The following is a 22,520-nucleotide window of genomic DNA, read 5'->3' as shown; positions in this document are numbered from 1 at the left end:
GCTCCGCCCCGGGCCGACGACGGATCCGCATCGGCGGGTCGGCACGACACGAAGAACGGGCAGCGAAGGGAGCGCACGATGAGCGGACTCGTGTACTTCTCGAGCAGCTCGGGCAACACGCACCGCTTCATCGAGAAGCTGGGGCGGCCCGCGGTCCGCATCCCCCTGCACGCCAGGCGCGACGGGACGAAGCTCGACACGCTCCACGTCGAGAAGCCCTACGTGCTCGTCCTCCCCACCTACGGCGGCGGCAACGGCGGGGGAGCGGTCCCCAAGCAGGTCATCCGCTTCCTCAACGAACCGGGCAACCGCGCCCAGCTCCGCGGCGTCATCGGCGCCGGCAACACGAACTTCGGTGAGGCCTACTGCCTCGCCGGCGACATCATCGCCCGCAAGTGCGAGGTGCCGCACCTCTATCGATTCGAAGTATTCGGAACACCCGACGACGTCCGCGCCGTCGACGAAGGATTGGACACGTTTTGGACGCAGCAGTGATCGACGCTCCCCGCGACGCCGCACAGATGGACTACCACTCGCTCAACGCGATGCTGAACCTCTACGGCCCGAGCGGAGAGATCCAGTTCGACAAGGACCGCGAGGCGGCTCGCGAGTACTTCCTGCAGCACGTCAACCAGAACACGGTCTTCTTCCACACGCTCAAGGAGCGCCTCGACTACCTGGTCGAGAAGGAGTACTACGAGCAGGCCGTCCTCGATGCGTACTCGTTCGACTTCATCCAGGAGCTGAACGACCTCGCCTACTCCAAGAAGTTCCGCTTCGCGACCTTCCTCGGCGCCTTCAAGTACTACACCTCGTACACGCTGAAGACGTTCGACGGCAAGCGCTACCTCGAGCGCTTCGAGGACCGCGTCGTGATGACCGCCCTCGGCCTCGCCCAGGGCGACGAGAAGCTCGCCATCGCCCTCGTCGAGGAGATCGTCGCCGGCCGCTTCCAGCCCGCGACCCCGACCTTCCTCAACACCGGCAAGGCGCAGCGCGGCGAGCTCGTCTCGTGCTTCCTCCTCCGCATCGAGGACAACATGGAGTCGATCGCCCGCGGCATCAACTCCGCGCTGCAGCTCTCCAAGCGCGGCGGCGGAGTGGCGCTCTCGCTCTCCAACATCCGCGAGGCCGGTGCGCCGATCAAGCAGATCGAGAACCAGTCCTCGGGCATCATCCCCGTGATGAAGCTCCTCGAGGACAGCTTCAGCTACGCGAACCAGCTCGGTGCCCGCCAGGGCGCGGGCGCGGTGTACCTCTCGGCGCACCACCCCGACATCCTGCGCTTCCTCGACACCAAGCGCGAGAACGCCGACGAGAAGATCCGCATCAAGACGCTCTCCCTCGGAGTCGTCGTGCCCGACATCACGTTCGAGCTCGCGAAGAACAACGAGGACATGTACCTCTTCTCCCCGTACGACGTCGAGCGCGTCTACGGCGTGCCCTTCGGCGACGTGTCGATCTCGGAGAAGTACCGCGAGATGGTGGACGACCCGCGCATCAAGAAGACCAAGATCTCGGCGCGCGAGTTCTTCCAGACCATCGCCGAGATCCAGTTCGAGTCGGGCTACCCCTACATCGTGTTCGAGGACACGGTGAACAAGGCGAACCCGATCAAGGGCCGCATCAACATGTCGAACCTCTGCTCCGAGATCCTCCAGGTCAACACCCCCACGACCTACAACGAGGACCTGTCCTACGCCACCATCGGCAAGGACATCTCGTGCAACCTCGGCTCGCTGAACATCGCGCTGACCATGGACTCGCCCGACTTCGGCCGCACCATCGAGACCGCGATCCGCGGCCTCACCTCGGTGTCCGACCAGTCGCACATCACCTCCGTGCGCTCGATCGAGGACGGCAACGACAAGTCGCACGCCATCGGCCTCGGCCAGATGAACCTGCACGGCTACCTCGCCCGCGAGCGGATCCACTACGGATCCGAGGAGGGCATCGACTTCACGAACATCTACTTCTACTCGGTGCTGTTCCACGCTCTGCGCGCCTCCAACAACCTCTCGATCGAGCGCGGCACCACCTTCGAGGGCTTCGCCGACTCGAAGTACGCCTCGGGCGAGTTCTTCGACACCTACACCGAGAAGGAGTGGGCACCCTCGACCGAGCGCGTCGCCCGCCTCTTCGCCGAGGCCGGCATCGCCGTCCCCACCCGGGACGACTGGCGCGCGCTCAAGGCCTCGGTCATGGAGCACGGCATCTACAACCAGAACCTGCAGGCCGTCCCGCCGACCGGCTCGATCTCGTACATCAACAACTCGACGTCGTCGATCCACCCGATCGCGTCGAAGATCGAGATCCGCAAGGAGGGCAAGCTCGGCCGCGTCTACTACCCGGCGCCGTTCATGACGAACGACAACCTGGAGTACTACCAGGACGCGTACGAGATCGGCTACGAGAAGATCATCGACACCTACGCCGCGGCGACGCAGCACGTCGACCAGGGACTCTCGCTCACGCTGTTCTTCAAGGACACCGCGACCACGCGCGACATCAACCGCGCGCAGATCTACGCCTGGCGCAAGGGCATCAAGACCATCTACTACATCCGTCTCCGCCAGCTCGCGCTGGAGGGCACGGAGGTCGACGGCTGCGTCAGCTGCATGCTGTAGCGTCCGACCCCCGATCACCCCTTTCGCACGACCGATCCGCACGAAGAAGAGATCATGACTCCCCCTGAGAAGCTCAAGCTGGTCAGCCACGTCAACGCCATCAACTGGAACCGCATCCAGGACGACAAGGACGTGGAGGTCTGGAACCGCCTGACGAGCAACTTCTGGCTGCCCGAGAAGGTGCCGCTGTCCAACGACATCCAGTCGTGGAACACGCTCACCCACGACGAGCAGCAGCTCACGATGCGCGTGTTCACGGGCCTGACCCTGCTCGACACCATCCAGGGCACGGTCGGCGCGGTCTCGCTCATCCCCGATGCGCTCACTCCGCACGAGGAGGCCGTCTACACGAACATCGCGTTCATGGAGTCGGTGCACGCGAAGTCGTACTCGTCGGTGTTCTCGACGCTCTCGAACACGCAGGACATCGACGAGGCGTTCCGCTGGTCGGTCGAGAACCCGAACCTGCAGAAGAAGGCGTCCATCGTCATGGACTACTACCAGGGCGACGACCCGCTGAAGCGGAAGGTCGCCTCGACGCTGCTCGAGTCGTTCCTCTTCTACTCGGGCTTCTACCTGCCGATGTACTGGTCCTCACGCGCCAAGCTCACCAACACCGCCGACCTGATCCGCCTGATCATCCGCGACGAGGCCGTGCACGGCTACTACATCGGCTACAAGTTCCAGAAGGGGCTCGAGCTGGTCGACCAGGCCAAGCGGGACGAGATCAAGGACTACACGTTCTCGCTGCTCTACGAGCTCTACGACAACGAGGCGCAGTACACGCAGGACCTCTACGACCAGCTCGGCCTGACCGAGGACGTCAAGAAGTTCCTGCACTACAACGCCAACAAGGCCCTGATGAACCTCGGCTACGAGCCGATGTTCCCCAAGCAGGTCACCGACGTGAACCCCGCGATCCTGTCCGCCCTCTCGCCGAACGCCGACGAGAACCACGACTTCTTCTCGGGCTCCGGCTCCTCCTACGTGATCGGCAAGGCCGTGAACACCGAGGACGAGGACTGGGACTTCTAGGCCCGCCGTCACCGTGAAAGGCCCCTCCCCGCTCAGCGGGTGAGGGGCCTTCCGCGTTCGCACCGCTCAGTCGAGCGGCAGGCGCATCACGACGCGGGGGAAGCCGGCCAGCACCGATGTGGTGTCGGCCGCGTACGTGAAGCCGGCCCGCTCGAAGAGAGCGCGAGTGCCGACGTACGCCATCGTCTGCTCGACCTTCGCGCCCCGGTTGTCGACGGGGTAGCCCTCGATCGCCGGGGCGCCGTGGGCGTGGGCGAAGTCGACGGCGCCCGCGAGCAGGGCGTGCGAGATCCCGCGCCTGCGGAAGCCGGGGCGGACGCGGATGCACCAGACGGTCCAGACGTCGAGGTCGTCGACGTGCGGGATCCTCCGCTTCTTCGCGTAGCTCGTGTCGGCGCGCGGGTGCACGGCCGCCCAGCCGGCCACCTCGTCGCCGTCGTAGGCGAGGACGCCGGGTGGAGGGTCCTGCGCGACGAGCTCGCGCATCCGCTCGCCGCGGGCCGGACCCCGCAGCGAGTTGTTCTCGGTGGAGGAGAGCAGGCGGTAGCTGAGGCACCAGCACACGCTCGCGTCGGGCCGCTTCGGACCGTTCATCGTCGCCAGGTCGTCGAAGTCGATGGCGGGGCGCACCTCGATCGTCATGGCGGCAGCCTTCCATCGCCCGCTCGCGTCGGCAAGGCGTGCACAACCGAGGGTGAGGAGCAGGATCGGGGTCTCCAGGACGCCGAGAGGGCGGCTCGACCTCGATACTGCGCGCGACACCGCGCCGATTGACCACTCCGCCGGATGAATCGCACCCGCAGCCACTGTTGGACGCCACCCAGGCGCCGCGCCTACCGTGGACGAGGTATCCAACGAAGGAGCACTCCCTTGAAGCACGTCCCCCTCGGCGCCTCCGGCCTCGACTCCCCGAACGTCGTCCTCGGCGTCATGCGCATCCCCGACATGACCGACGACGCCATCCGCGACCTCGTCCGCACCGCCCGCGACTCCGGCATCGACTTCTTCGATCACGCGGACGTCTACGGCAACTCGCTGCACCAGTGCGAGGAGCGCTTCGCCGAGGCCCTCGCGCTCACACCGAGCGAGCGCGACGAGATCGTGCTGCAGACCAAGGCCGGCATCGTCGGCGACGGACCGTACTTCGACTTCTCGTACGAGCACCTGATCGAGTCGGTCGAGGGCTCGCTGAAGGCGCTGCGCACGGACTTCATCGACGTGCTCCTGCTGCACCGCCCCGACGCGCTCGTGGAGCCCGACGAGGTCGCTCGCGCCTTCGACGAGCTGCACGCGGCGGGCAAGGTCAAGCACTTCGGCGTCTCGAACCAGACGCCGCTGCAGATCGAGCTGCTCAAGAAGTCGCTGAACCAGCCCATCGTCGCCAACCAGCTGCAGCTGTCGATCACGCACTCGCCGATCATCGCCCAGGGCGTCGCGTCGAACATGCTCGCCGAGGGCCAGTCGGTCATGCGCGACGCGGGCATCCTCGACTACTGCCGCCTCAACGACATCACCGTGCAGGCGTGGTCGCCGTTCCAGAGCGGGTTCTTCACCGGCGTCTTCCTCGACAACCCCGAGTTCGCCGACCTCAACGCGGTCATCGACCGGCTCGCGAAGCAGTACGACGTTCCCGCGATCGCGATCGCGACGGCGTGGATCACCCGCCACCCGGCGAACATGCAGGTCGTGCTCGGCACGACGAACGGCCAGCGCGTGAGCGACGCAGCCCTCGGCTCCGACATCCCGCTGACGCGGCCGGAGTGGTACGAGCTGTTCCGCGCGGCAGGACACATCGTCCCCTAGAGCTCCCACCCCGGAGAAGAAGCGCGTCGGCGCACGAGGAGGCACGGACCGGACAGGGTCCGTGCCTCCTTCTTCATGTCGCGATGACGAGCCGCAGGCGCACCGCGGAGTCGACCTCGACGTCCTCCGCGCGGCGCACCGCGGTCTTGAGCGGCACGAGGAAGCCGCCGTCCTTCGGCCAGAGCGACGTCGTCCACGTGCTCGCGCCGAGAGTCACCGTCGCGGGGATCATGCCCCAGCCGTAGGTGACGTGGGCGGCGACGGAGGCGATCGCCTCCGCCTGCTCGCCCGGCACGCTGACGAAGTGCCACGGCGCCGGCCCCCGCCAGAAGACGACGACCCCCTCGAACTCCAGCTCCACGCCCACAGCGTACGACTCTCGCTGAGCGTCGCGAGATGCCACTCGCGCAGGCGATACGCCGGTAGACACGCACCGAAGGGGCGTCTCGTGGGGCTCGCCGGCAGGTCTCAGCACGCTCCGGGAATAGGACGGCGACTCCTGCGTTGGACTTGAGCGTAACCGACTCAACTCTTCCAGGAGGACTGGTGCCCGACAACTTCAACGAGGCCGGAGCGAGCTCGTTCGACGACTTCCTCGCCCGCTACCTCGACGGCGAGCGTGCTCGCGCGGCTCGGTCGATCGACCTCAGCCGCTTCCTCACCGCTCGCACTCAGAGCATCCTGCAGGCCGCAGGACGCTTCGCCCTCGAGCGCGGCCAGACTGAGCTCGACGCCCTGCACGTGCTGCGGGTCCTCGTCGACGACGAGGCCGTCGCTCAGGCCGTCCGGCGCATCGGCGTCGACCCGGGCGCCATCGCGACCGCCACGGAGGCGCGTCTCCCGCAGGCGTCCGAGGCCGGCGCCTCGCAGAACGCCGCCACCATCACGAACAGCGCCCAGCGCGCCCTCTTCCACGCCTACCAGGTGGCCCGCTCGAGCGGCTCGACCTACATCGAACCCGAGCACGTCTTCTTCGCGCTCGTCCTCGGACAGGACGCGCCCGCCGGGCAGGTCCTGGCCCGCGCAGGTGTGACCGCGGAGGCGCTCACGCAGGGCATGCGCGAGACCGTCTCGGCGGGCGTCGCACAGGAGGAGCCCGCCGCAGCCGCCTCCGAGACCCCGATGCTCGACAAGTTCGGCACCGACCTCACCGAGCTCGCCCGCGAGGGCCGGCTCGACCCGGTGATCGGCCGCGCCGACGAGATCGAGCAGACCGTCGAGATCCTCAGCCGCCGCACCAAGAACAACCCGGTGCTGGTCGGTGAGGCCGGCGTCGGCAAGACCGCGATCGTCGAGGGCCTGGCGCGCGCGATCGTCGCGGGCGAGGTCCCCGAGCAGCTGCGCGACAAGCGCGTCGTCTCGCTCGACCTGCCGGCGATGCTCGCGGGCACCCGCTACCGCGGCGACTTCGAGGAGCGCCTCACCACGACGATGGACGAGATCGCCGCCCACGCGGGCGAGCTGATCGTCTTCATCGACGAGATCCACACCGTCGTCGGCGCCGGTGGTGCCGGTGACGGGGGTATGGACGCGGGCAACATCCTCAAGCCCCGCCTCGCCCGCGGCGAGCTGCACCTCGTCGGCGCGACCACGCTGAAGGAGTACCGCACGATCGAGAAGGACCCGGCGCTCGAGCGCCGCTTCCAGCCCGTGCGCGTCGGCGAGCCCGGCATCGAGGACGCCGTCGCGATCCTGCACGGCCTCCGCCCCGCCTACGAGGAGCACCACCGCGTGACCTTCACCGACGAGGCCCTCCGCGCCTCCGTCGAGCTGTCGGCCCGCTACCTCACCGATCGGGTGCTGCCCGACAAGGCGATCGATCTGATCGACCAGGCCGGGGCCCGCCTCCGCCTGAAGCTCGGTGCGGGAGTCGACACAGCCGCCCTGCTCGAGAGGCTCGCCACGCTCGAGGGCGCCAAGAACGCCGCCGTCTCGGGCGAGCACTACGAGGAGGCGTCGCGACTGCGCGACGAGATCACCGCGGTGCAGGCCGAGCTCGCGGCGGCCACCGGGCACGTCGCTCCGGAGGCGATCGTCGGCGAGACCGAGATCGCCGCCGTCGTCGCCCGGGCCACCGGCATCCCGGTGTCGCGGCTGACGGAGGGGGAGCGCGACCGTCTCGCGCACCTCGAGACCGAGCTGCACCAGCGCGTCATCGGCCAGGACGACGCGGTCACCGCGGTCGCCCGCGCCGTGCGCCGCAGCCGCACCGGGCTGGGTGACGCGTCGCGTCCGGTCGGATCCTTCCTCTTCCTCGGTCCGACGGGCGTGGGCAAGACCGAGCTCGCGCGCACGCTCGCGGGGTCGCTCTTCGCCGACGAGCAGTCGGTGATCCGCTTCGACATGAGCGAGTTCGGCGAGCGTCACACGGTCTCGCGACTCATCGGCGCCCCTCCCGGATACGTCGGCTTCGACGAGGCCGGCCAGCTCACCGAGCGCGTGCGGCGGAACCCCTACTCCGTCGTGCTGTTCGACGAGATCGAGAAGGCGCACCCCGACGTCTTCAACCTGCTGCTGCAGGTGCTCGACGACGGACGCCTGACCGACGGCCAGGGCCGCACGGTCGACTTCCGGAACACGGTCATCATCATGACCTCGAACCTGGGGTCGGAGTTCCTCGCGTCGCGGTCGGGAGCGCTCGGCTTCGTCGCGCACAGCGACGACTCCGCCGAGGGCTTCGCCTCGGAGAAGGACCTGCGCGACCGCGTGATGGGACGTCTCCGCGAGGCCATGCGCCCCGAGTTCCTGAACCGCATCGACGAGATCGTGCTGTTCCGCCGCCTCGGCCGCGAGCAGCTGCGCGAGATCGTGAGCATCGTGCTCGACGCGACCCGGGCGCGCCTGACCTCGCGGGAGGTCTCGCTCGAGGTCACCGAGGCCGCGATCGACTGGCTGGCCGAGCACGGCTACGAGCCGCAGTACGGGGCGCGTCCGCTGCGCCGCCTCGTGCAGCGCTCGGTCGACGACCGCATCGCCGACCTCTTCGTGAGCGGCGACGTGACCGACGGAGGCGCCGTGAGCGTCGACGCGGTCGGCGGCGAGCTGGTCGTCACCTCGGCCGCGCGCCTGCCGCTGGCGGCCTAGCCTGCTCGGGAAGCCCCGGCCTGCTCCTGGAGAGCGGGTCGGGGCTTCTTCATGTCCACTCGGACGGGCCGAGCGCAATGCGTTGCGGGGGAGGGCGCGGGCGGATAGACACGGAGGGCACGAGAACCGGAGGCCCGATGTCGAATCCGCGCTACTACGACCCCGTGGGTCGGGCGATCCGGTCGCTGTTCTGGCTGAGCCTGGTCTGCTTCGGCCTGGCGATCGGCTTCTTCGCCCTCGACGTCGTCACCCCGGGCTCGATGACCGACGCGCAGCGGCCCTACGCCGACGCGAGCGGAGCGCTGGCGTGCTTCGGCATCTTCGGGATGTTCGTGCACTTCGCGACGGTGGCGATCGTCGGCGCGATCCGCGGGCGCGGGCAGTAGCCCCGGGGCGGCAACGGCTCCGGCGAGCACCTCCGGCTCCCAGAAACGCGTTCGGCTCGCAGCAATCCGAGGATCCTGCGAGCCGAACGCGGTCTCACGAGCCGGAGGTGGCGGCTACGGGCACTTCTTCGCCGAGACGGCGACCTTCAGGGCCGCATCGGGGGCGACGGAGGAGCCGCCGGCCGGATCCTGGCCCGTCACCTGCCCGGTGTCCGGCGCCTTCGGATCCTCGGTGCACGAGAGCGTGATGCTCGCGAAGCCGGCGGCTCCGAACGCGGCCTTCGCCGCCTCCAGGTCCTGTCCGACGACGTCGGGCACCGTCTTCTGGTTGCCGTTGCTGGTCCAGACGGTGATGCCGGAGCCCGCCTGCGCGGAGCCGGACGGGTCCTGACGGGTGACCGTTCCGACCGCGGCGTCGCTCGCCTCGGCCCCGCCGTCGACGACGCTGAAGCCGGCGGCCGCGAGCTTGGCCTTCGCGTCGGCGAGAGCCAGCCCCGTCACATCCGGGATCTCGATCTTGGGGACGACCTGGAGCGACCCATCAGCCTCCGGGAACGCCTCTCCGCCGTACTTCGCGTTCGCGGCCGCCATCACGACGGGCCAGATGCGGTGCCGCGCGGTGGCGGAGGATCCGGAGTCGAAGAAGTACTGACGGCTGCGCAGGTTGGCGTCGCCCTGGATGTTGAAGACGCCCACGGCCGTCGCGACGCGGGTGCTCGCCCCGGTCATCCAGGTGGCGACGGCGTCGTCGGTCGTGCCGGTCTTGCCGATCAGCGGGATGCGGTCGGGCGTGCGCGACGCGGTCGCCGTGCCGCCCGAGGTGAAGGTCGACTGCAGCGCGACCGCGGCGGTGGCGGCGACGTTGCGGTCGATCGACTGGCGGCAGTTCGCGGGGGGCACCGGCTGATCGGCGCCCGTCGCGTCGGTGATCCGGTCGATCGCGATCGGGTCGCAGGTGATGCCTCCGGACGCGATCGTCGCGTAGGCGCCCGCCATCGAGAGCGGAGAGACGTAGTTGGTGCCGAGCACCGACGACGGGTTGTGCTCGAGCTCGCCGTCGCTGCCCTGGACGACTCCCATCGCCGCCGCGGTGTCGCGGATCGCGCAGAGGTCGAGCTCGCGGGCCATCGCCACGAAGCCGGTGTTGAGCGAGGTCTTGGTGAAGGTCACCGGAGTGCCGACCTGGCCGTTCCCGCCCTCATCGTTGCGCGTCCCGGGGGAGGGGCTGGTCACGGTGCCGCCGGCCTCGCAGGAGTCGGTGAAGGTGCCCCAGGTCGTCGTCCTCGTGCCGTTCACCGACTCGTTGATGCTGTGCCCCTCCTTCAGCCAGTCGACGAGAGTGAACAGCTTGTAGGTCGATCCGGGCTGGATGCCGGCGGAGCCGCCGTAGGCCTTGTCGGTGCTGAGGTTGATGGCGCTGTAGGACGGGTCGGCCGCGAGGACCTCCGGGTCCTGCGAGTACTTCTTGTTCTGGGTCATCGCCAGGACGCGGCCGGTGCCGACCTCGACGCTGACCGAGACGGCTCCGACGTCGAAGTTCCAGGTCTGCGGCACCTGCGAGTCGACGGCGTTGACCGCGGCGTCCTGCAGATCGACGTCGAGCGTCGTGTAGACGTCCTGCCCACCGCGGCGGAAGTTCGTCCAGCGGGTGTCCTCGTCGGCGCCGAAGATCTCGTTGTTCTTGAGCACGTTGGTGACGTAGTCGCAGAAGTAGCCCGCGTTGCCCGCGGTGGAGCAGCCGGTGCTGGGCTGCGTGATCTGGGGCTCGACCGGCGTCGCGATCGCGGCGTCGTGGTCGGCCTGCGAGATCTTCCCCTCCTCGAGCATCTTGCCGATGATGTAGTCGCGGCGCTCCTTGTTGCGGGCGTAGCCGTTCGCGACGCCGTTCTCGGGGTCGTCGGGCTGATCGATCCGCAGCGCTGCGGGGTTGTTGACGATCGCGATGAGGCTCGCGGCCTGCGCGACGGTGAGGTTCGCGGCCGTGGTGTTGTAGTAGTAGTTCGACGCGGTCTCGAGACCGTAGGTGGTACCGCCGAAGAACGCGATGTTCAGGTAGCCCTGGAGGATCTGGTCCTTCGTGTACTCCTTCTCGATGCCGATCGCGAGCTTCATCTCGCGGAGCTTGCGCTCGGGAGAGGTGCGGGTCGCCTCGTCGATCGCGGCGGCGCGCTCGGCCTCGTCGGTGATGTTGCGGACGGCCTTCTCGACGAGCACGTTCTTCACGTACTGCTGGGTGATCGAGGATCCGCCCTGCACGTCGTTGCCGAGCACGTAGGTCTGCGCGACCGCGCGGAGCGTGCCGGGGAGGTCGACCCCGCCGTGCTCGTAGAAGCGGGGGTCCTCGCCCGAGACGGCGGCGTCCTTCGCGAACTGCGAGATCTGGTCGAGCGGGACCTCGACGCGGTTCTCGACGTAGAAGGAGGCGAGCAGCTGGGTCGAGCCGTCGGAGCGGGTCGCGAAGATGTTGCTCTTCTCGGAGAGCTTGTCGACCTCGAGGTACTCGGGGAGGCCGTCGAAGATGCCGATCGACTGGTTGGCGGCGACTCCTGCGATGGCCACGGCGGGCGTCACGGTCGCGGTCACCAGCACGCCGGCGACGACGCTCATGGCCAGGAAGCCGACGGTCGCCTTGACCACGCCACCGATTGTCCTACTGTCGGACGCCACGCGTTCTCCTTCGATAACCCCCCGATTCACGCCGGAACTGCCGACGCCCTAGCACGTTCTGCGCCAGGTCAACCTCGACAGACTAACCCGAGACCCCGCGAAGGCGAAGGATCGGCCTGAGGACTGGGGAGTGGCTGGGCCCGCGCGGGGAGGCGGCGGTGCGCTCCCGGTGCCGCCCGCGCCGGCGTCGCCGGGTGGTCACCGGGGCGTCACGGGGAAGTCGGGTGGGGCGCGTAGCGTCCGGGCCATGACCGGACTCCCCCTCCTCGCCACCGACGACGTCCAGCTCCGCTGGGCCCGTCCCGAGGTGCTCGACTCGTCGCGGCACCGGATGCTCCGCCTCCTCACCCTCGCCGAGCGCCTCCGCTACGAGGCCACCGGACGCCGTGAGGCCCGCGACAGCTTCCTCCTCGGCCGCGTCCTCGTGCGCGAGCTGGCGGCGGAGACCGTGGGCGTCGATCCGCTCGAGATCACCGTCGACGCCCGCTGCGAGCGCTGCGGGGGCCCGCACGGCCGCCCGGTGCTGGGCGGCGAGCACCCGGCCCTCGAGCGGATGCGGATCAGCATCGCGCACTGCGACGGCGCGGTCGTCGCCGCCCTCGCCACCGGTCGCGACCTCGGCATCGACGCCGCTCGCACCCGCACGGTCCGCGACCGCGTCGCCTCGGGAGAGGTCACCGCCGAGCAGGTCCTGCACGAGCTGCGCGCCCAGGCGGTCGCCAAGGCCGACGGCCGCGGCACGACGGGCGACGAGCCGGTGCGCTTCCGGACCCGCGAGGGCGCCACGGAGGCCTGGATCGAGGGCTCCGAGCGCTACTTCGCGGTCTCGGAGCCGATCGTGCACTCGGCGCTCGTCGTCACGCTGGCGGTCTCGCAAGCCTGAGCGGCCAGTCGCTCACTCGAAGAGCGAGAGGGTGAGCGTCGAGCGGTAGGCGCCGGGGGCGACCGAGCGCTCGGTCAGGAGGCGGAGCTCGGCCGTCGCGGACGCCGGGACGGGGCTGGCCGAGCCCGTGAGCAGGACCGCGTCCCTCAGTCCGGCTCCGCCCTCGAGTGCGGAGGCGGCCGGCTCGCCCGCCCGGGCGCCGCCGGGCTCGCCGACGAGCGACGGTGTCCAGCCGAGGTGGTCGGCGCCGATCGCCGGCCGGCCCGGTGCGCTCACGAAGTCGCCCGCCGAGGCCACGACGTACCAGGTGCCGGAGCCCGCCGCGGCGCGGGTGTCGGTGACGGTGACCGCGGGGAGTGCGCCGCGGAACTCCCGCCGCTGCGGGTCCGACTCCGCCTCCTGCAGCTGCGCCGCCGAGCCCGCGACCGTCATGGCCAGCGCGCCGGGGCCCGTCGGCGGATCGATAGCGACGCCGACATCGACGCCCCCTGCGTCCCTCAGCTCGGGGTCCCCCTCCGCGGGCTCCTCGCCGTCGACGACGCCCTCGGGAGTCTCCGCTTCGGGCGCGTCGGTCGGGCGGGGAGCGGGCGCAGCGCCGCCGATCGAGTCCTCCGCGCTCGGTTGAGCACCTCCGCAGCACCGGGGGAGGCCCGGCGCGGTCTCGCCGTCGTTCCGGAGCATCGGCGTGGGTGAAGCGGTCGGGGCGGGCGTCGGCGTCTCCGCGACGACCGCCTCGGTGCTCTGCTCCGGCGAGGTCGCCGCCTCCGGGGCGAGTGCGGCCGAGGCGAAGACGACGGCCAGCGCGAGGGCGGCGGTCGGGACGACGGCCGAGAGCGCGGCGCGGGGGGAGCGGATCACAGGGTCTGCCGTTCGTCGGGTCGGGAGGGGCACCGACCTGTGATTCCTATCAGCCGGGCCGGACGCGACGGCACCCCGCTTCCGGGTGCAGGTTGCGAGCGCGCGGGCACGCCGCAAGGAGGAACGGATCACGACCCGTCCCTCCTCCTCGGCGCTCCGGTCAGCAGCTGCGAGCGGGGTACGCCACCCTCTGCTCGACGCTGGAGCCGGCGCCCGTCGCGGTCGCGACGACCTCACCGGCCGGCATGCTCGCCTGCCGCGTCGTGAAGCTGTGGGTCGCGTTCGACCCGGCGGCGACTCCGGTGAACGACTTCTGGCCGTAGGCCGAAGCGAACGCCATGCCCAGCGGCGCGGTCTCGCCGTTGGTGGCCGTCACCGACAGGACCGCCTTGCCGGCCACGCACCTCGACGAGACCGATGCGGTGACCTTCAGCGCCGGAGCCGCCGTCTCGGGCACGACGATCTCGGTGATCTTGAGGTACGAGCCCGGAGTCGAGAACGTCAGCTTCAGCCCGGTCGCCGACACCGTGGTGAAGGGGATCGTCGTCAGCGACCCGTTCGCGGCGGGTGCGACGTTCTGGGCCGAGGTCGGCTTCCAGGTGCCGTCGGCCGCGCGGTAGGCCACGCTCACCGAGGACACGGTGCCCTCGGTGTTCGTGAAGGTCAGGCCGGATACGCGGTGCGCCTCGGTGTTCGTCAGCGTGAAGTCGGCGCTGCCCGCGAACGTGCCGTCGGTCCAGGTCGACCAGGCGGTGGTGACGTTGCCGTCGCACGCGTTCGCGGCGGGGAGCGTCGCCCACTTGGTCTGGCTGAACGACGCAGAGACGGCGGCACCCGCCACCCGGCAGACGTTGACCGGGGGAGCGGTGCCCCAGATCTGCACCTCCGCGATCGACTGCCAGGTGTTCGCCGCGCTCGTCAGGTGCAGGCGGAGCCCGGTGGTGTCGGGCAGCGACGACAGGTCGAGCACGACCGTCGGCGCCGCCTCCGTCGCGCTCTGCGAGAGGGTCGCGCCGACCGAGCTCGTCGTCCAGGCACCGCCCACCTGGTACTCGACCTCGATGCGCGAGGGCCAGGTGGCGGTCGCGCCGTCCTTGAAGGCGTGCACCGTGACCGAGTCGAGGTTCTGCGGCGTGCTCCACGAGAACGCGAGACGGCTGTCGCGCGGGTAGCCCGAGCCCGTCCAGTCGTCCCAGCCCTTGGCCTTCGTGGCGCCGTCGATGAGCTTCGGCGCCAGATCGGCACGGCTCGAGACCGTCACCGACGCCCCCGGGGCGAGGTTCGCGATGCCGGGCTCGGCGACCTCGACGGTGCGCGTGAAGGTGCGACCCGTCGCGAACTCGGAGTCGGCGGCGAGGACGCCGGTGACCTGCAGCGCGCCGAGGTTCGCCGGTCCGGTGGGCTTCCACGTCACGGCGACGTCGCGGGTGCCGGCGCCGGTCTTCACCGACACGGTCGCGGGGAGCACGGCGGCGACGTCGGCGTTCCGGCGCACCGTGTCGGGCAGCCGGTCGTCGACGACCGACCAGGTGCCGGCTCCGACGCCCTTGTCGTCCCAGTAGGAGGCGTCCCAGCCGGCACCCCAGCGGGCCGGGTCCTCGGCGGCGGGGTTGCGCATCTCGAGCCGCCCGTTCTCACCGACGGTCATCGGCAGCCAGACGTAGGTCGAGTCGGAGGCGCCGTCGTTCCAGCGATCGCCCATGTAGACGTACTTCCCGGGCGCGAGCGTGAGCACGTTGGTCGACTGCGAGCCGAAGGTGGTGCCGCGGGTGTCGCCGATCGAGAGTCGTCCGTCGCCGCCCTCGGGGATCGCGTTGTAGGCGACGTTCTCGTTCGCGTCGGCCTTCTCGACGCCGCGGATCCACGGGCCGAGGATCGAGTCGGCGGTGTAGTAGGTCTGCTGGTTGGGCGCCCAGCCGGTCGCTCCGGAGGCGATCGTGTAGTACTTCCCGCCGTTCGCGAAGATCGCGGGCGCCTCGAGGTGGCCGCACTCCTTCACGATCTGGAAGTCGGTGCCGCGCACGGGTGCGCCCGCCTCGCCGTCGGCGAAGACGTACGGGTACCTCCCGTCGGCCGAGTACTGGTGCGCGTCGAGAGTGTCGGTCGTCGTGGTGCGCTCGACGTTCGTGTAGCTCGCGTCGAGCTTCGCGACGTAGAGCGTGTAGTTCTCCTCGGAGGAGTAGGAGATGTACGCCGTGCCGTCCTCGTCCTGGAAGACGGTCATGTCGCGCGCCTGACCGGGAACGGCCGACGACGTGCAGGCCTGGTAGTTCGAGCGGTTGTAGAGCCGGTAGACGCCCTGGAGCGTGAAGGGACCAGTCGGGCTGTCAGAGACCGCGACTCCGGCCATCGACCGCGCGTAGGTGCTGCCGCCCGGCGTGATGCGCCCGTCGGAGTGCCACCACATCACCCACTTGCCGGTCGCCTCGTTGAACAGCACCTTCGGCCGCTCGAAGATCGCGGTGTTGGGCGAGGACTGGGTGGTGTCGAGGTGGTAGTCGAGCTCGGCGATGCGCTCGGCGCGCGGCTGCCCGGCGTCGTCGACCGTGTCGTAGAGAGCGTCGAAGTACGGCGCCGTCAGGTCGCTCGGCGTCGAGACGCTGCGGAGCGCCGTGCCCCTGTTCTCCCAGTTGTGGCCGTCGGTCGAGCGGTAGACCGCGACTCCCGGGCTGTTCCAGTAGCCCTTGGTGCGGTCCTCGCCGTACCAGTACTGGACCTGCTGTCCGCCCTCCTCGACCGTGACGATCTGCCCGCCGTGCGCCTGGATGTGCCGGCCGTCGGTGTCGTACCAGTAGGGCTGGAAGTAGTCGGCGGCGCCGAGGCCCGGATCGGCGATCGCGGGGTAGTCGGTGTAGGTCGGTGGCGAGCTGGTGCGCGGGACTCCGTCGTTCGGATCCGTCACCGCTCCCGCCGCCGCGGCGGGCTGCGCTCCGACTCCGAGGAGCGCCGCGACCAGCAGGGCCGCCACCGCCGCTCCGGCCGATCGTGTACGAGACGTCATGCTGTGCTCCTTTGCACCGGATCTGCGCGGATGTTCACGCAAACACTCCGCCTTCACCGTACATGGCGACGTCAACATCGCGCGAGGGCGAACCGCGGCCGCGGCTCAGGAGGAGGACCTCTCCTCCCGAGCCGCGAGGCGTCAGCGCGGCGCGCGCACCGTCGAGAGCGAGTCGACGTGCAGCGGTTCGGTCTGCCAGCGCGCCGCGAACGTGCCGGTCTCGGGCGAGACCCGGACGTGCAGGCGGTGCGGTGTCTCGATGAAGATCACATCGACCAGCAGCGAGCCGTCGGCCGCTCGACCGGCGCTCGCCGAGTGCGCGTCCCGGGTGACCCACTCGCCCGATCCCGGCGCGAGCACGATCCGCTCGTCACCCTCGATCAGCGAGATCGTCCAGGAGTCGCCTCCCGAGATCTCGACCGCCGTGATCGTCGCGATCGGCGAGTCGGCGGCGGGGAAGTACCGGCCGGGCTCGGGCGACTCCGTGAGCCCCGCGAGCGGAGGCAGCGCGAGCGAGGCCAGGCGCTCGGACAGCCGAGCGTCCGCCTCCGCCGTCGAGGGCCCGCCCACCGCGGGGAGCAGGTGCTCCCACACGCTCGCGAGCAGCGTCTCGGTGTCGCTGGTCTGCCCGGTGATCGCGACGACGAGGTCGTGCTCGGGCACGATCAGGCTGAACTGGCCGTACGCGCCGTCGGCGCGGTAGCCGTGCAGGGAGCGCCAGAACTGGAAGCCGTAGCCCTGCGCCCAGTCGGCTCCACCGGCGTCGGGAGTGCCGACGTGCGCGCGCGACGCCTCGGCCACCCACTCCGGGCTCAGCAGCTGCTCGCCGTTCCAGCGCCCGTCCTGCAGGTAGAGGAGTCCGAGCTTCGCGGCGTCCTCGGTCGTGGCGTGCAGACCGCTGTAGCCGATCTCGCGCCCGGACTCGTCGCGGATCCAGGCGACCTCGCCGATCCCGAGCGGGTCGAGCAGGCGCGGCCGCAGGTACTCGAGCAGCGACCCACCGCTCACCCGCTGCACGACTGCGGCGGCCGCGAAGGTGCACGGCTGGTTGTAGGCGAAGAGGCTGCCCGGCTCCTCCTCGGGGGGAGTGAGCAGGAACCCGCGGACCATGTCGACCGGATCGATCTCGCGAGCGCGGTCGATGGTCTCGGCACGGTGGCCGCTCGCCATGGCGAGCACGTCGCGGAGGCGGATCGCGCGCGCCCGCGGATCGGTCACCTCCGCGTCGAGCTCGGGGAAGAAGGAGAGCACCGTGTCGTCGAGGTCGAGCAGCCCCTCGGCGGCCGCGAGACCGACCGCGGTCGAGGTGAAGCTCTTGCTGAGCGAGTAGAAGAGGTGCAGCCGCTCGGCGCTGTACGGCGCCCACCAGCCCTCGGCGATGACCTGCGCGCGGTGCACGATCACGAGACCGTGCAGCTCCACCCCCTCGGCGGACTCGAGGGCGTCGAGGAGGTCGAGGACGCCCTCGGCGTCGAGTGAGGCGGCGGAGGGAGTGCTTCTCGGCAGTGAGACGGTCATCCTCCGATGCTACGGCGGGCTATGCGTCCGCCTGCGCCGGGAAGGGGCCGAGACCGAGCAGGAAGCGGAGGATCTCCTCCGCGGGTGCGACGACTGCGGGGCCGCGGCCGAGCCTCCAGTCGGCGTCGGTCGGGGCGAGCGAGCGATCGCGGATCGCCGCGCGGATGGGGAGCGGCGCGCGCTGCAGACGATCGAGCGCGACGGCTCCCGACAGGCGGGAGGGCAGGGCGAGTCCGGAGGAGAGGGCGAGCTCGGCCCGGACCACCTCGACGAGCTCGGCCACGCCGTTCGGGCCGCCGCCGGAGCGGCGCGCGGAGGCGAGGGCCGCGAGTGCCGCGGGGATCTCGGCGGGCGGGGGAGGGGAGGAGGCCTCTCGGGCGCCGAAGCGCGTCGCGAGGCGCTGACCGGTGCTGCTCGAGAGCCGCACGACCAGCTCGCCCAGCAGGTGTGCGGCAGAGACGGCACTGGCCGCCTCGCCCTCGGTGCGAGAGGGAGAGGCGGCCAGTGCCGAAGCAGCCCGGACTGCGAGGCGGTCGAGCCGCTCGGCGACGGGGACGCGCCAGTCGTTGCTGACCCCCGACTCGTCGCCGCGCGGCCCCGAGCTCAGCGGCAGGAACCGCGACCAGTCGGCGGGCACGGAGCCTAGCGCCCGCCCGAGCGGCGCTTGTTGTAGACGTCGAAGGCGACCGCGAGCAGGAGCACGAGGCCCTTGACCGCCTGCTGCCACTCGATGCCGATGCCCATGATCGACATGCCGTTGTTCAGGACGCCGATGATCAGACCACCCAGGATCGCGCCTCCGATGGTGCCGACACCGCCCTGGACCGCCGCGCCGCCGATGAAGGCCGCCGAGATGGCCTCGAGCTCGAAGCCGTCGCCCGCCTTCGGGCCCGCGAGGTTGAGGCGCGCGGTGAAGACGAGGCCGGCCAGCGCCGCGAGGACGCCCATGTTGACGAAGAGCCAGAAGGTGACGTTGCGGGTCTTGATGCCCGACAGCTCAGCGGCGTGCAGGTTGCCGCCGATCGCGTAGACGTGGCGGCCGAAGACCGAGCGGTTCATCACGACGCCGTAGACCAGGACGAGTACGGCCAGCACGATCAGCGTGACCGGGATGCCCTTGAACGAGGCCAGCGCGAAGGCGAAGGCGCCGATGACGAGGGCGACCAGGACGAGCTTGGTGACGAACCAGGCGCCGGGCTCGACACCCTGGTTGTACTGCTGGCGTCCGCGACGGGTGCGGATCGACTGCACCGTGAAGGCGACGATCGCCAGCGCGCCGACGCCGAGCGACAGCGGGTCGAGCTCGGTCTCGCCGAACAGGTCGGTGAGGAAGCCGTTGCCCAGGGCGCGGTACTCGACCGGGAACGAGCCGATGTTCGCGTTGCCGAGGACGACGAGCGCGAGACCGCGGAAGATCAGCATGCCCGCCAAGGTCACGATGAACGCGGGTATCCCCACGAACGCGATCCAGAAGCCCTGCCACGCTCCGACCGCCGCTCCGATGAGCAGCGACAGGATGATCGAGAGCCACCACGGCAGGCCCATGTTGACGGCGAAGACGCCCGACATGGCTCCGACGAACGCGGCGATCGAGCCGACCGAGAGGTCGATGTGCCCGGCCACGATGACCATCACCATGCCGATGGCGAGGATCAGGATGTAGCCGTTCTGGACGATCAGGTTCGAGATGTTCTGCGGACGCAGGAGGATCCCGTTGGTCATGATCTGGAACAGCAGCACCACGACGATGAGGGCGAGGAAGATGCCGTTCTTGCCGAGGTCGCTGAGCACGTGGCTGATGCGCGCCGTGAACGCGTTCTCGACGGGCTTCACCTGCGCTCCCGCCGCGGTCGACGGTTCGTTCTGCAGATCGGTCATCGTTGCTTCTCCTGAGTCATGAGGGTGAGGACGGCCTCGGGCGTCGCCTCGGCGATGGGCAGCTCGCCCGTGATGCGGCCCTCCGACAGCGCGTAGACGCGGTCGCAGATGCCGAGCAGCTCGGGCAGCTCGGAGGAGATCACGATGATCCCCTTCCCGGCCGCCGCGAGCCGGTTGATGATCGTGTAGATCTCGTACTTGGCACCCACGTCGATGCCGCGGGTGGGCTCATCCAGGATCAGGACGTCGGGGTCCGAGTAGATCCACTTCGACAGGACGACCTTCTGCTGGTTGCCGCCGGAGAGCTTGCCGGTCTTGGCGAGAACGGTCGGCGACTTGATGTTCATGCTGCCGCGGTACTCGTTGGCGACCTCGAACTCGCGGTTGTCGTCGACGAGTCCGGTCTTCGACACCTTGTCGAGCGAGGCGAGCGAGATGTTCCGCTTGATGTCGTCGATGAGGTTGAGCCCGTAGTGCTTGCGGTCCTCCGTGGCGTACGCGAGTCCGTGCGCGATCGCCTCGGACACGTTGCGCATCTTGATCTCCTTGCCGGCCTTGAAGACCTGGCCCGAGATCCGGCTTCCGTAGGAGCGGCCGAAGAGGCTCATCGCGAACTCGGTGCGACCGGCTCCCATGAGCCCGGCGATGCCGACGATCTCGCCGCGGTGGACGTTGAGGTTCACCTTGTCGACCATCACGCGAGTGGGGTCCTGCGGGTGGTGGGCGGTCCAGTCGACGACGCGGAGGATCTCCTCGCCGATGTGCGGCGTGTGGTCGGGGTAGCGGTGGTCGAGGTCGCGCCCGACCATGTCCTTGATGATCCGGTCTTCGGTGACGTCGTCGTGGGCGATCGTCTCGATGGTCTTGCCGTCGCGGATGACCGTGACGGTGTCGGCGATCTTCTTGATCTCGTTCAGCTTGTGGCTGATGATCAGCGACGTGATGCCCTGCTCCTTGAGGTGCAGGATCAGATCGAGCAGGTGGTCCGAGTCCTCGTCGTTGAGGGCCGCGGTCGGCTCGTCGAGGATGAGCAGCTTGACCCGCTTCGAGAGCGCCTTCGCGATCTCGACGAGCTGCTGCTTGCCGACTCCGATGTCCTGGATCTTCGTGGTGGGGTTCTCGCGCAGGCCGACGCGGGCGAGCAGCGCCGCCGCCTCCTGGTTGGTCTTGTTCCAGTCGATCAGGCCGGCGAATCCGCGGACCTCGTTGCCGAGGAAGATGTTCTCGGCGATCGAGAGGTAGGGGCTGAGGGCCAGCTCCTGGTGGATGATGACGATGCCCTTCGCCTCCGAGTCGCGGATGCTGGCGAACTGCATCACCTCGTCCTCGAAGACGATGTCGCCCTCGTACGTGCCGTGCGGGTAGACGCCCGACAGCACCTTCATCAGCGTCGACTTGCCGGCGCCGTTCTCTCCGCAGATCGCGTGCACCTCGCCGCGCTCGGCGTTCAGGGTGACGTCCTGCAGGGCCTTCACGCCCGGGAACGTCTTGGTGATGCCGCGCATCTCGAGGATGTTCGTGGTCACGTACGCCTCACTCCTTCGTGGTGGGGGAGGGCGCCCGATGCTGGGCGCCCTCCCGTTGTCCTTGCTGGTGGTGCGGAGCGGACTTAGCCGTTGACTTCCTCATCGGTGTAGTAGCCACCGTCGACGAGCACGGACTGGATCTCGTCCTTGGTCACGATGACCGGCTCGAGGAGGAACGACGGGACGACCTTCTCGCCGTTGTCGTAGGTCTCGGTGTCGTTGACCTCGGGCTCGGTTCCCTCGAGGACGGCCTGTGCCATCGACACGGCCTCCTTGGCGAGCTCGCGGGTGTCCTTGTAGATGGTCGCGTACTGCTCACCCGAGATGATCGCCTTGACGGAGTCGAGCTCGGCGTCCTGACCGGTGATGATCGGGAAGTCGGTGCCCACGGTGTAGCCGGCGTCGGTGAGGGCCGAGATGATGCCGCGGCTCAGGCCGTCGTAGGGCGAGAGGACGCCCTGGATCTTCGTGCCGTCGGAGTACGTCTTGGTGATGATGTCCTCCATGCGGCTCTGGGCGACCTCGGGGTCCCAGCGCAGCGTGGCGACGGTGTTGAACTCGGTCTCGCCGCTCGCGACGACGAGGGTCTTGTCGTCGATGTAGGGCTGGAGGGTGTCCATCGCGCCGTTGAAGAAGAACGTGGCGTTGTTGTCGTCGGGGCTGCCGGCGAAGAGCTCGATGTTGAAGGGGCCGGCGGGGGCGTCGGTCGCCTTCGTGCCCTCGAGGTCGGTCAGTCCGAGACCGGCGAGGAGCGAGGTGGCCTGCTGGACGCCGACCTTGTAGTTGTCGAACGTCGCGTAGTAGTCGACGTTCGCGGAGTCGCGGATGAGGCGGTCGTAGGCGATCACCGGGATGTCGTTCGCGGCCGCCTCCTCGAGCACGCTCGTCAGGGTGGTGCCGTCGATCGAGGCGATGATCAGGGCCTTGGCGCCCTTGGTGATCATGTTCTCGAGCTGCGAGACCTGGGTGGGGATGTCGTCCTCGGCGTACTGCAGGTCGACCTGGTAACCGGCCTCCTCGAGCTGCGACTTGACGTTGTTGCCGTCGGCGATCCAGCGCTCGGAGGACTTGGTCGGCATTGCGACGCCGACGAGTCCGCCGTCGCCCGAGCCGGAGCCCGAGTCGCTGCCGGAGCCACCGGCGCAGCCGGCGAGGGAGAGGATCATCGCGCTGCCGGCGATGCCGGCGATGAGAGCGCGCTTCATTGTGGTCACTGTGATTCCTTCGTCATTGAATGCAGTGGGATGTTCGCCA

The 22,520-nt window shown here is 69.4% G+C and carries 17 protein-coding genes; 7 read left to right on the top strand and 10 right to left on the bottom strand.

Going from position 1 to position 22,520, the window contains the following annotated elements:
- Positions 1-78 precede the first annotated feature (78 nt).
- Genes nrdI through nrdF form a run of 3 tightly spaced genes read left to right on the top strand, consistent with a single transcriptional unit; the run spans position 79 to position 3,662 of the window.
- The gene (nrdI, locus tag GRS92_RS05790) at positions 79-495 is read left to right on the top strand and encodes a class Ib ribonucleoside-diphosphate reductase assembly flavoprotein NrdI (protein ID WP_159854191.1); all 417 of its coding nucleotides are present in this window, start codon (positions 79-81) and stop codon (positions 493-495) included.
- A 26-nt stretch (positions 496-521) separates the two neighbouring features.
- Positions 522-2,627, top strand: coding sequence for a class 1b ribonucleoside-diphosphate reductase subunit alpha (gene nrdE / locus GRS92_RS05785; RefSeq protein WP_159854818.1), 2,106 nt, complete (start codon positions 522-524; stop codon positions 2,625-2,627).
- 54 nt (positions 2,628-2,681) lie between these two features.
- Complete coding sequence (nrdF, locus tag GRS92_RS05780; RefSeq protein ID WP_085476995.1) at positions 2,682-3,662, top strand: class 1b ribonucleoside-diphosphate reductase subunit beta; 981 nt, start codon at positions 2,682-2,684, stop codon at positions 3,660-3,662.
- A 66-nt stretch (positions 3,663-3,728) separates the two neighbouring features.
- Here nrdF and GRS92_RS05775 read toward each other — a convergent pair whose 3' ends face one another.
- Positions 3,729-4,304 carry a GNAT family N-acetyltransferase gene (locus tag GRS92_RS05775; RefSeq protein ID WP_159854189.1) on the bottom strand — a complete coding sequence of 192 codons (576 nt, stop codon included), beginning with the start codon at positions 4,302-4,304 and terminating at the stop codon, positions 3,729-3,731.
- 228 nt (positions 4,305-4,532) lie between these two features.
- Between GRS92_RS05775 and GRS92_RS05770 the strand changes: the two genes are divergently transcribed.
- Positions 4,533-5,465 (top strand): aldo/keto reductase, encoded by a 933-nt coding sequence (locus GRS92_RS05770; RefSeq protein ID WP_268817137.1) that lies wholly within the window; start codon positions 4,533-4,535, stop codon positions 5,463-5,465.
- Between the two features lie 73 nt (positions 5,466-5,538).
- On the opposite strand, the gene GRS92_RS05765 is transcribed toward GRS92_RS05770, so the two are convergent.
- The gene (locus GRS92_RS05765; RefSeq protein ID WP_159854185.1) at positions 5,539-5,826 is read right to left on the bottom strand and encodes a DUF1905 domain-containing protein; all 288 of its coding nucleotides are present in this window, start codon (positions 5,824-5,826) and stop codon (positions 5,539-5,541) included.
- A gap of 185 nt (positions 5,827-6,011) precedes the next feature.
- Between GRS92_RS05765 and GRS92_RS05760 the strand changes: the two genes are divergently transcribed.
- Both GRS92_RS05760 and GRS92_RS05755 read left to right on the top strand, forming a co-directional pair.
- Positions 6,012-8,549 carry an ATP-dependent Clp protease ATP-binding subunit gene (locus GRS92_RS05760; RefSeq protein WP_159854183.1) on the top strand — a complete coding sequence of 846 codons (2,538 nt, stop codon included), beginning with the start codon at positions 6,012-6,014 and terminating at the stop codon, positions 8,547-8,549.
- Positions 8,550-8,686: 137 nt separating this feature from the next.
- Positions 8,687-8,935, top strand: coding sequence for a hypothetical protein (locus tag GRS92_RS05755; RefSeq protein WP_159854181.1), 249 nt, complete (start codon positions 8,687-8,689; stop codon positions 8,933-8,935).
- A 114-nt stretch (positions 8,936-9,049) separates the two neighbouring features.
- Here the strand turns inward: GRS92_RS05755 and GRS92_RS05750 are convergent, their stop codons facing one another.
- Positions 9,050-11,572: a transglycosylase domain-containing protein gene (locus tag GRS92_RS05750; RefSeq protein WP_159854179.1), complete on the bottom strand. Its 2,523-nt coding sequence runs from the start codon at positions 11,570-11,572 to the stop codon at positions 9,050-9,052.
- A gap of 277 nt (positions 11,573-11,849) precedes the next feature.
- Here GRS92_RS05750 and GRS92_RS05745 point away from each other — a divergent pair, with 277 nt between their 5' ends.
- Positions 11,850-12,485 (top strand): 4'-phosphopantetheinyl transferase family protein, encoded by a 636-nt coding sequence (locus GRS92_RS05745; RefSeq protein ID WP_159854177.1) that lies wholly within the window; start codon positions 11,850-11,852, stop codon positions 12,483-12,485.
- Positions 12,486-12,497: 12 nt separating this feature from the next.
- Here GRS92_RS05745 and GRS92_RS05740 read toward each other — a convergent pair whose 3' ends face one another.
- The 7 genes from GRS92_RS05740 to chvE all read right to left on the bottom strand — a co-directional run bounded on the left by GRS92_RS05740 (position 12,498) and on the right by chvE (position 22,471).
- On the bottom strand, positions 12,498-13,343 hold the full coding sequence (locus tag GRS92_RS05740; protein WP_159854175.1) for a hypothetical protein: 846 nt from the start codon (positions 13,341-13,343) through the stop codon (positions 12,498-12,500).
- A 160-nt stretch (positions 13,344-13,503) separates the two neighbouring features.
- On the bottom strand, positions 13,504-16,344 hold the full coding sequence (locus tag GRS92_RS05735) for a discoidin domain-containing protein (protein WP_235021836.1): 2,841 nt from the start codon (positions 16,342-16,344) through the stop codon (positions 13,504-13,506).
- Between the two features lie 141 nt (positions 16,345-16,485).
- Positions 16,486-17,862, bottom strand: a complete 1,377-nt coding sequence (locus GRS92_RS05730; protein ID WP_159854173.1) for a serine hydrolase domain-containing protein — start codon at positions 17,860-17,862, stop codon at positions 16,486-16,488.
- A 19-nt stretch (positions 17,863-17,881) separates the two neighbouring features.
- A complete protein-coding gene (locus tag GRS92_RS05725) occupies positions 17,882-18,499 on the bottom strand; it encodes a hypothetical protein (RefSeq protein WP_159854171.1) in 618 nt (205 codons plus the stop codon).
- A 5-nt stretch (positions 18,500-18,504) separates the two neighbouring features.
- A complete protein-coding gene (gene mmsB, locus GRS92_RS05720) occupies positions 18,505-19,740 on the bottom strand; it encodes a multiple monosaccharide ABC transporter permease (protein ID WP_159854169.1) in 1,236 nt (411 codons plus the stop codon).
- Positions 19,737-21,266, bottom strand: a complete 1,530-nt coding sequence (gene mmsA, locus GRS92_RS05715) for a multiple monosaccharide ABC transporter ATP-binding protein (RefSeq protein WP_056041756.1) — start codon at positions 21,264-21,266, stop codon at positions 19,737-19,739. The genes mmsB and mmsA overlap by 4 nt, the downstream gene beginning before the upstream one ends.
- Before the next feature lie 83 nt (positions 21,267-21,349).
- The gene (gene chvE, locus GRS92_RS05710; RefSeq protein WP_159854814.1) at positions 21,350-22,471 is read right to left on the bottom strand and encodes a multiple monosaccharide ABC transporter substrate-binding protein; all 1,122 of its coding nucleotides are present in this window, start codon (positions 22,469-22,471) and stop codon (positions 21,350-21,352) included.
- Positions 22,472-22,520: the final 49 nt, after the last annotated feature.

Source organism: Rathayibacter sp. VKM Ac-2754, assembly GCF_009807095.1.
GTDB lineage: Bacteria > Actinomycetota > Actinomycetes > Actinomycetales > Microbacteriaceae > Rathayibacter.
This window is presented reverse-complemented; position numbering and strand designations above follow the sequence as displayed.

Bases quoted from the DNA above. Each gene is read 5' to 3' on its own strand.
- GRS92_RS05730 (WP_159854173.1), bottom strand. From the start codon at position 17,862: ATGACCGTCTCACTGCCGAGAAGCACTCCCTCCGCCGCCTCACTCGAC.
- nrdI (WP_159854191.1), top strand. From the start codon at position 79: ATGAGCGGACTCGTGTACTTCTCGAGCAGCTCGGGCAACACGCACCGC.
- mmsB (WP_159854169.1), bottom strand. From the start codon at position 19,740: ATGACCGATCTGCAGAACGAACCGTCGACCGCGGCGGGAGCGCAGGTG.
- nrdE (WP_159854818.1), top strand. From the start codon at position 522: ATGGACTACCACTCGCTCAACGCGATGCTGAACCTCTACGGCCCGAGC.
- chvE (WP_159854814.1), bottom strand. From the start codon at position 22,471: ATGAAGCGCGCTCTCATCGCCGGCATCGCCGGCAGCGCGATGATCCTC.
- GRS92_RS05735 (WP_235021836.1), bottom strand. From the start codon at position 16,344: ATGACGTCTCGTACACGATCGGCCGGAGCGGCGGTGGCGGCCCTGCTG.
- nrdF (WP_085476995.1), top strand. From the start codon at position 2,682: ATGACTCCCCCTGAGAAGCTCAAGCTGGTCAGCCACGTCAACGCCATC.
- GRS92_RS05775 (WP_159854189.1), bottom strand. From the start codon at position 4,304: ATGACGATCGAGGTGCGCCCCGCCATCGACTTCGACGACCTGGCGACG.
- GRS92_RS05755 (WP_159854181.1), top strand. From the start codon at position 8,687: ATGTCGAATCCGCGCTACTACGACCCCGTGGGTCGGGCGATCCGGTCG.
- GRS92_RS05745 (WP_159854177.1), top strand. From the start codon at position 11,850: ATGACCGGACTCCCCCTCCTCGCCACCGACGACGTCCAGCTCCGCTGG.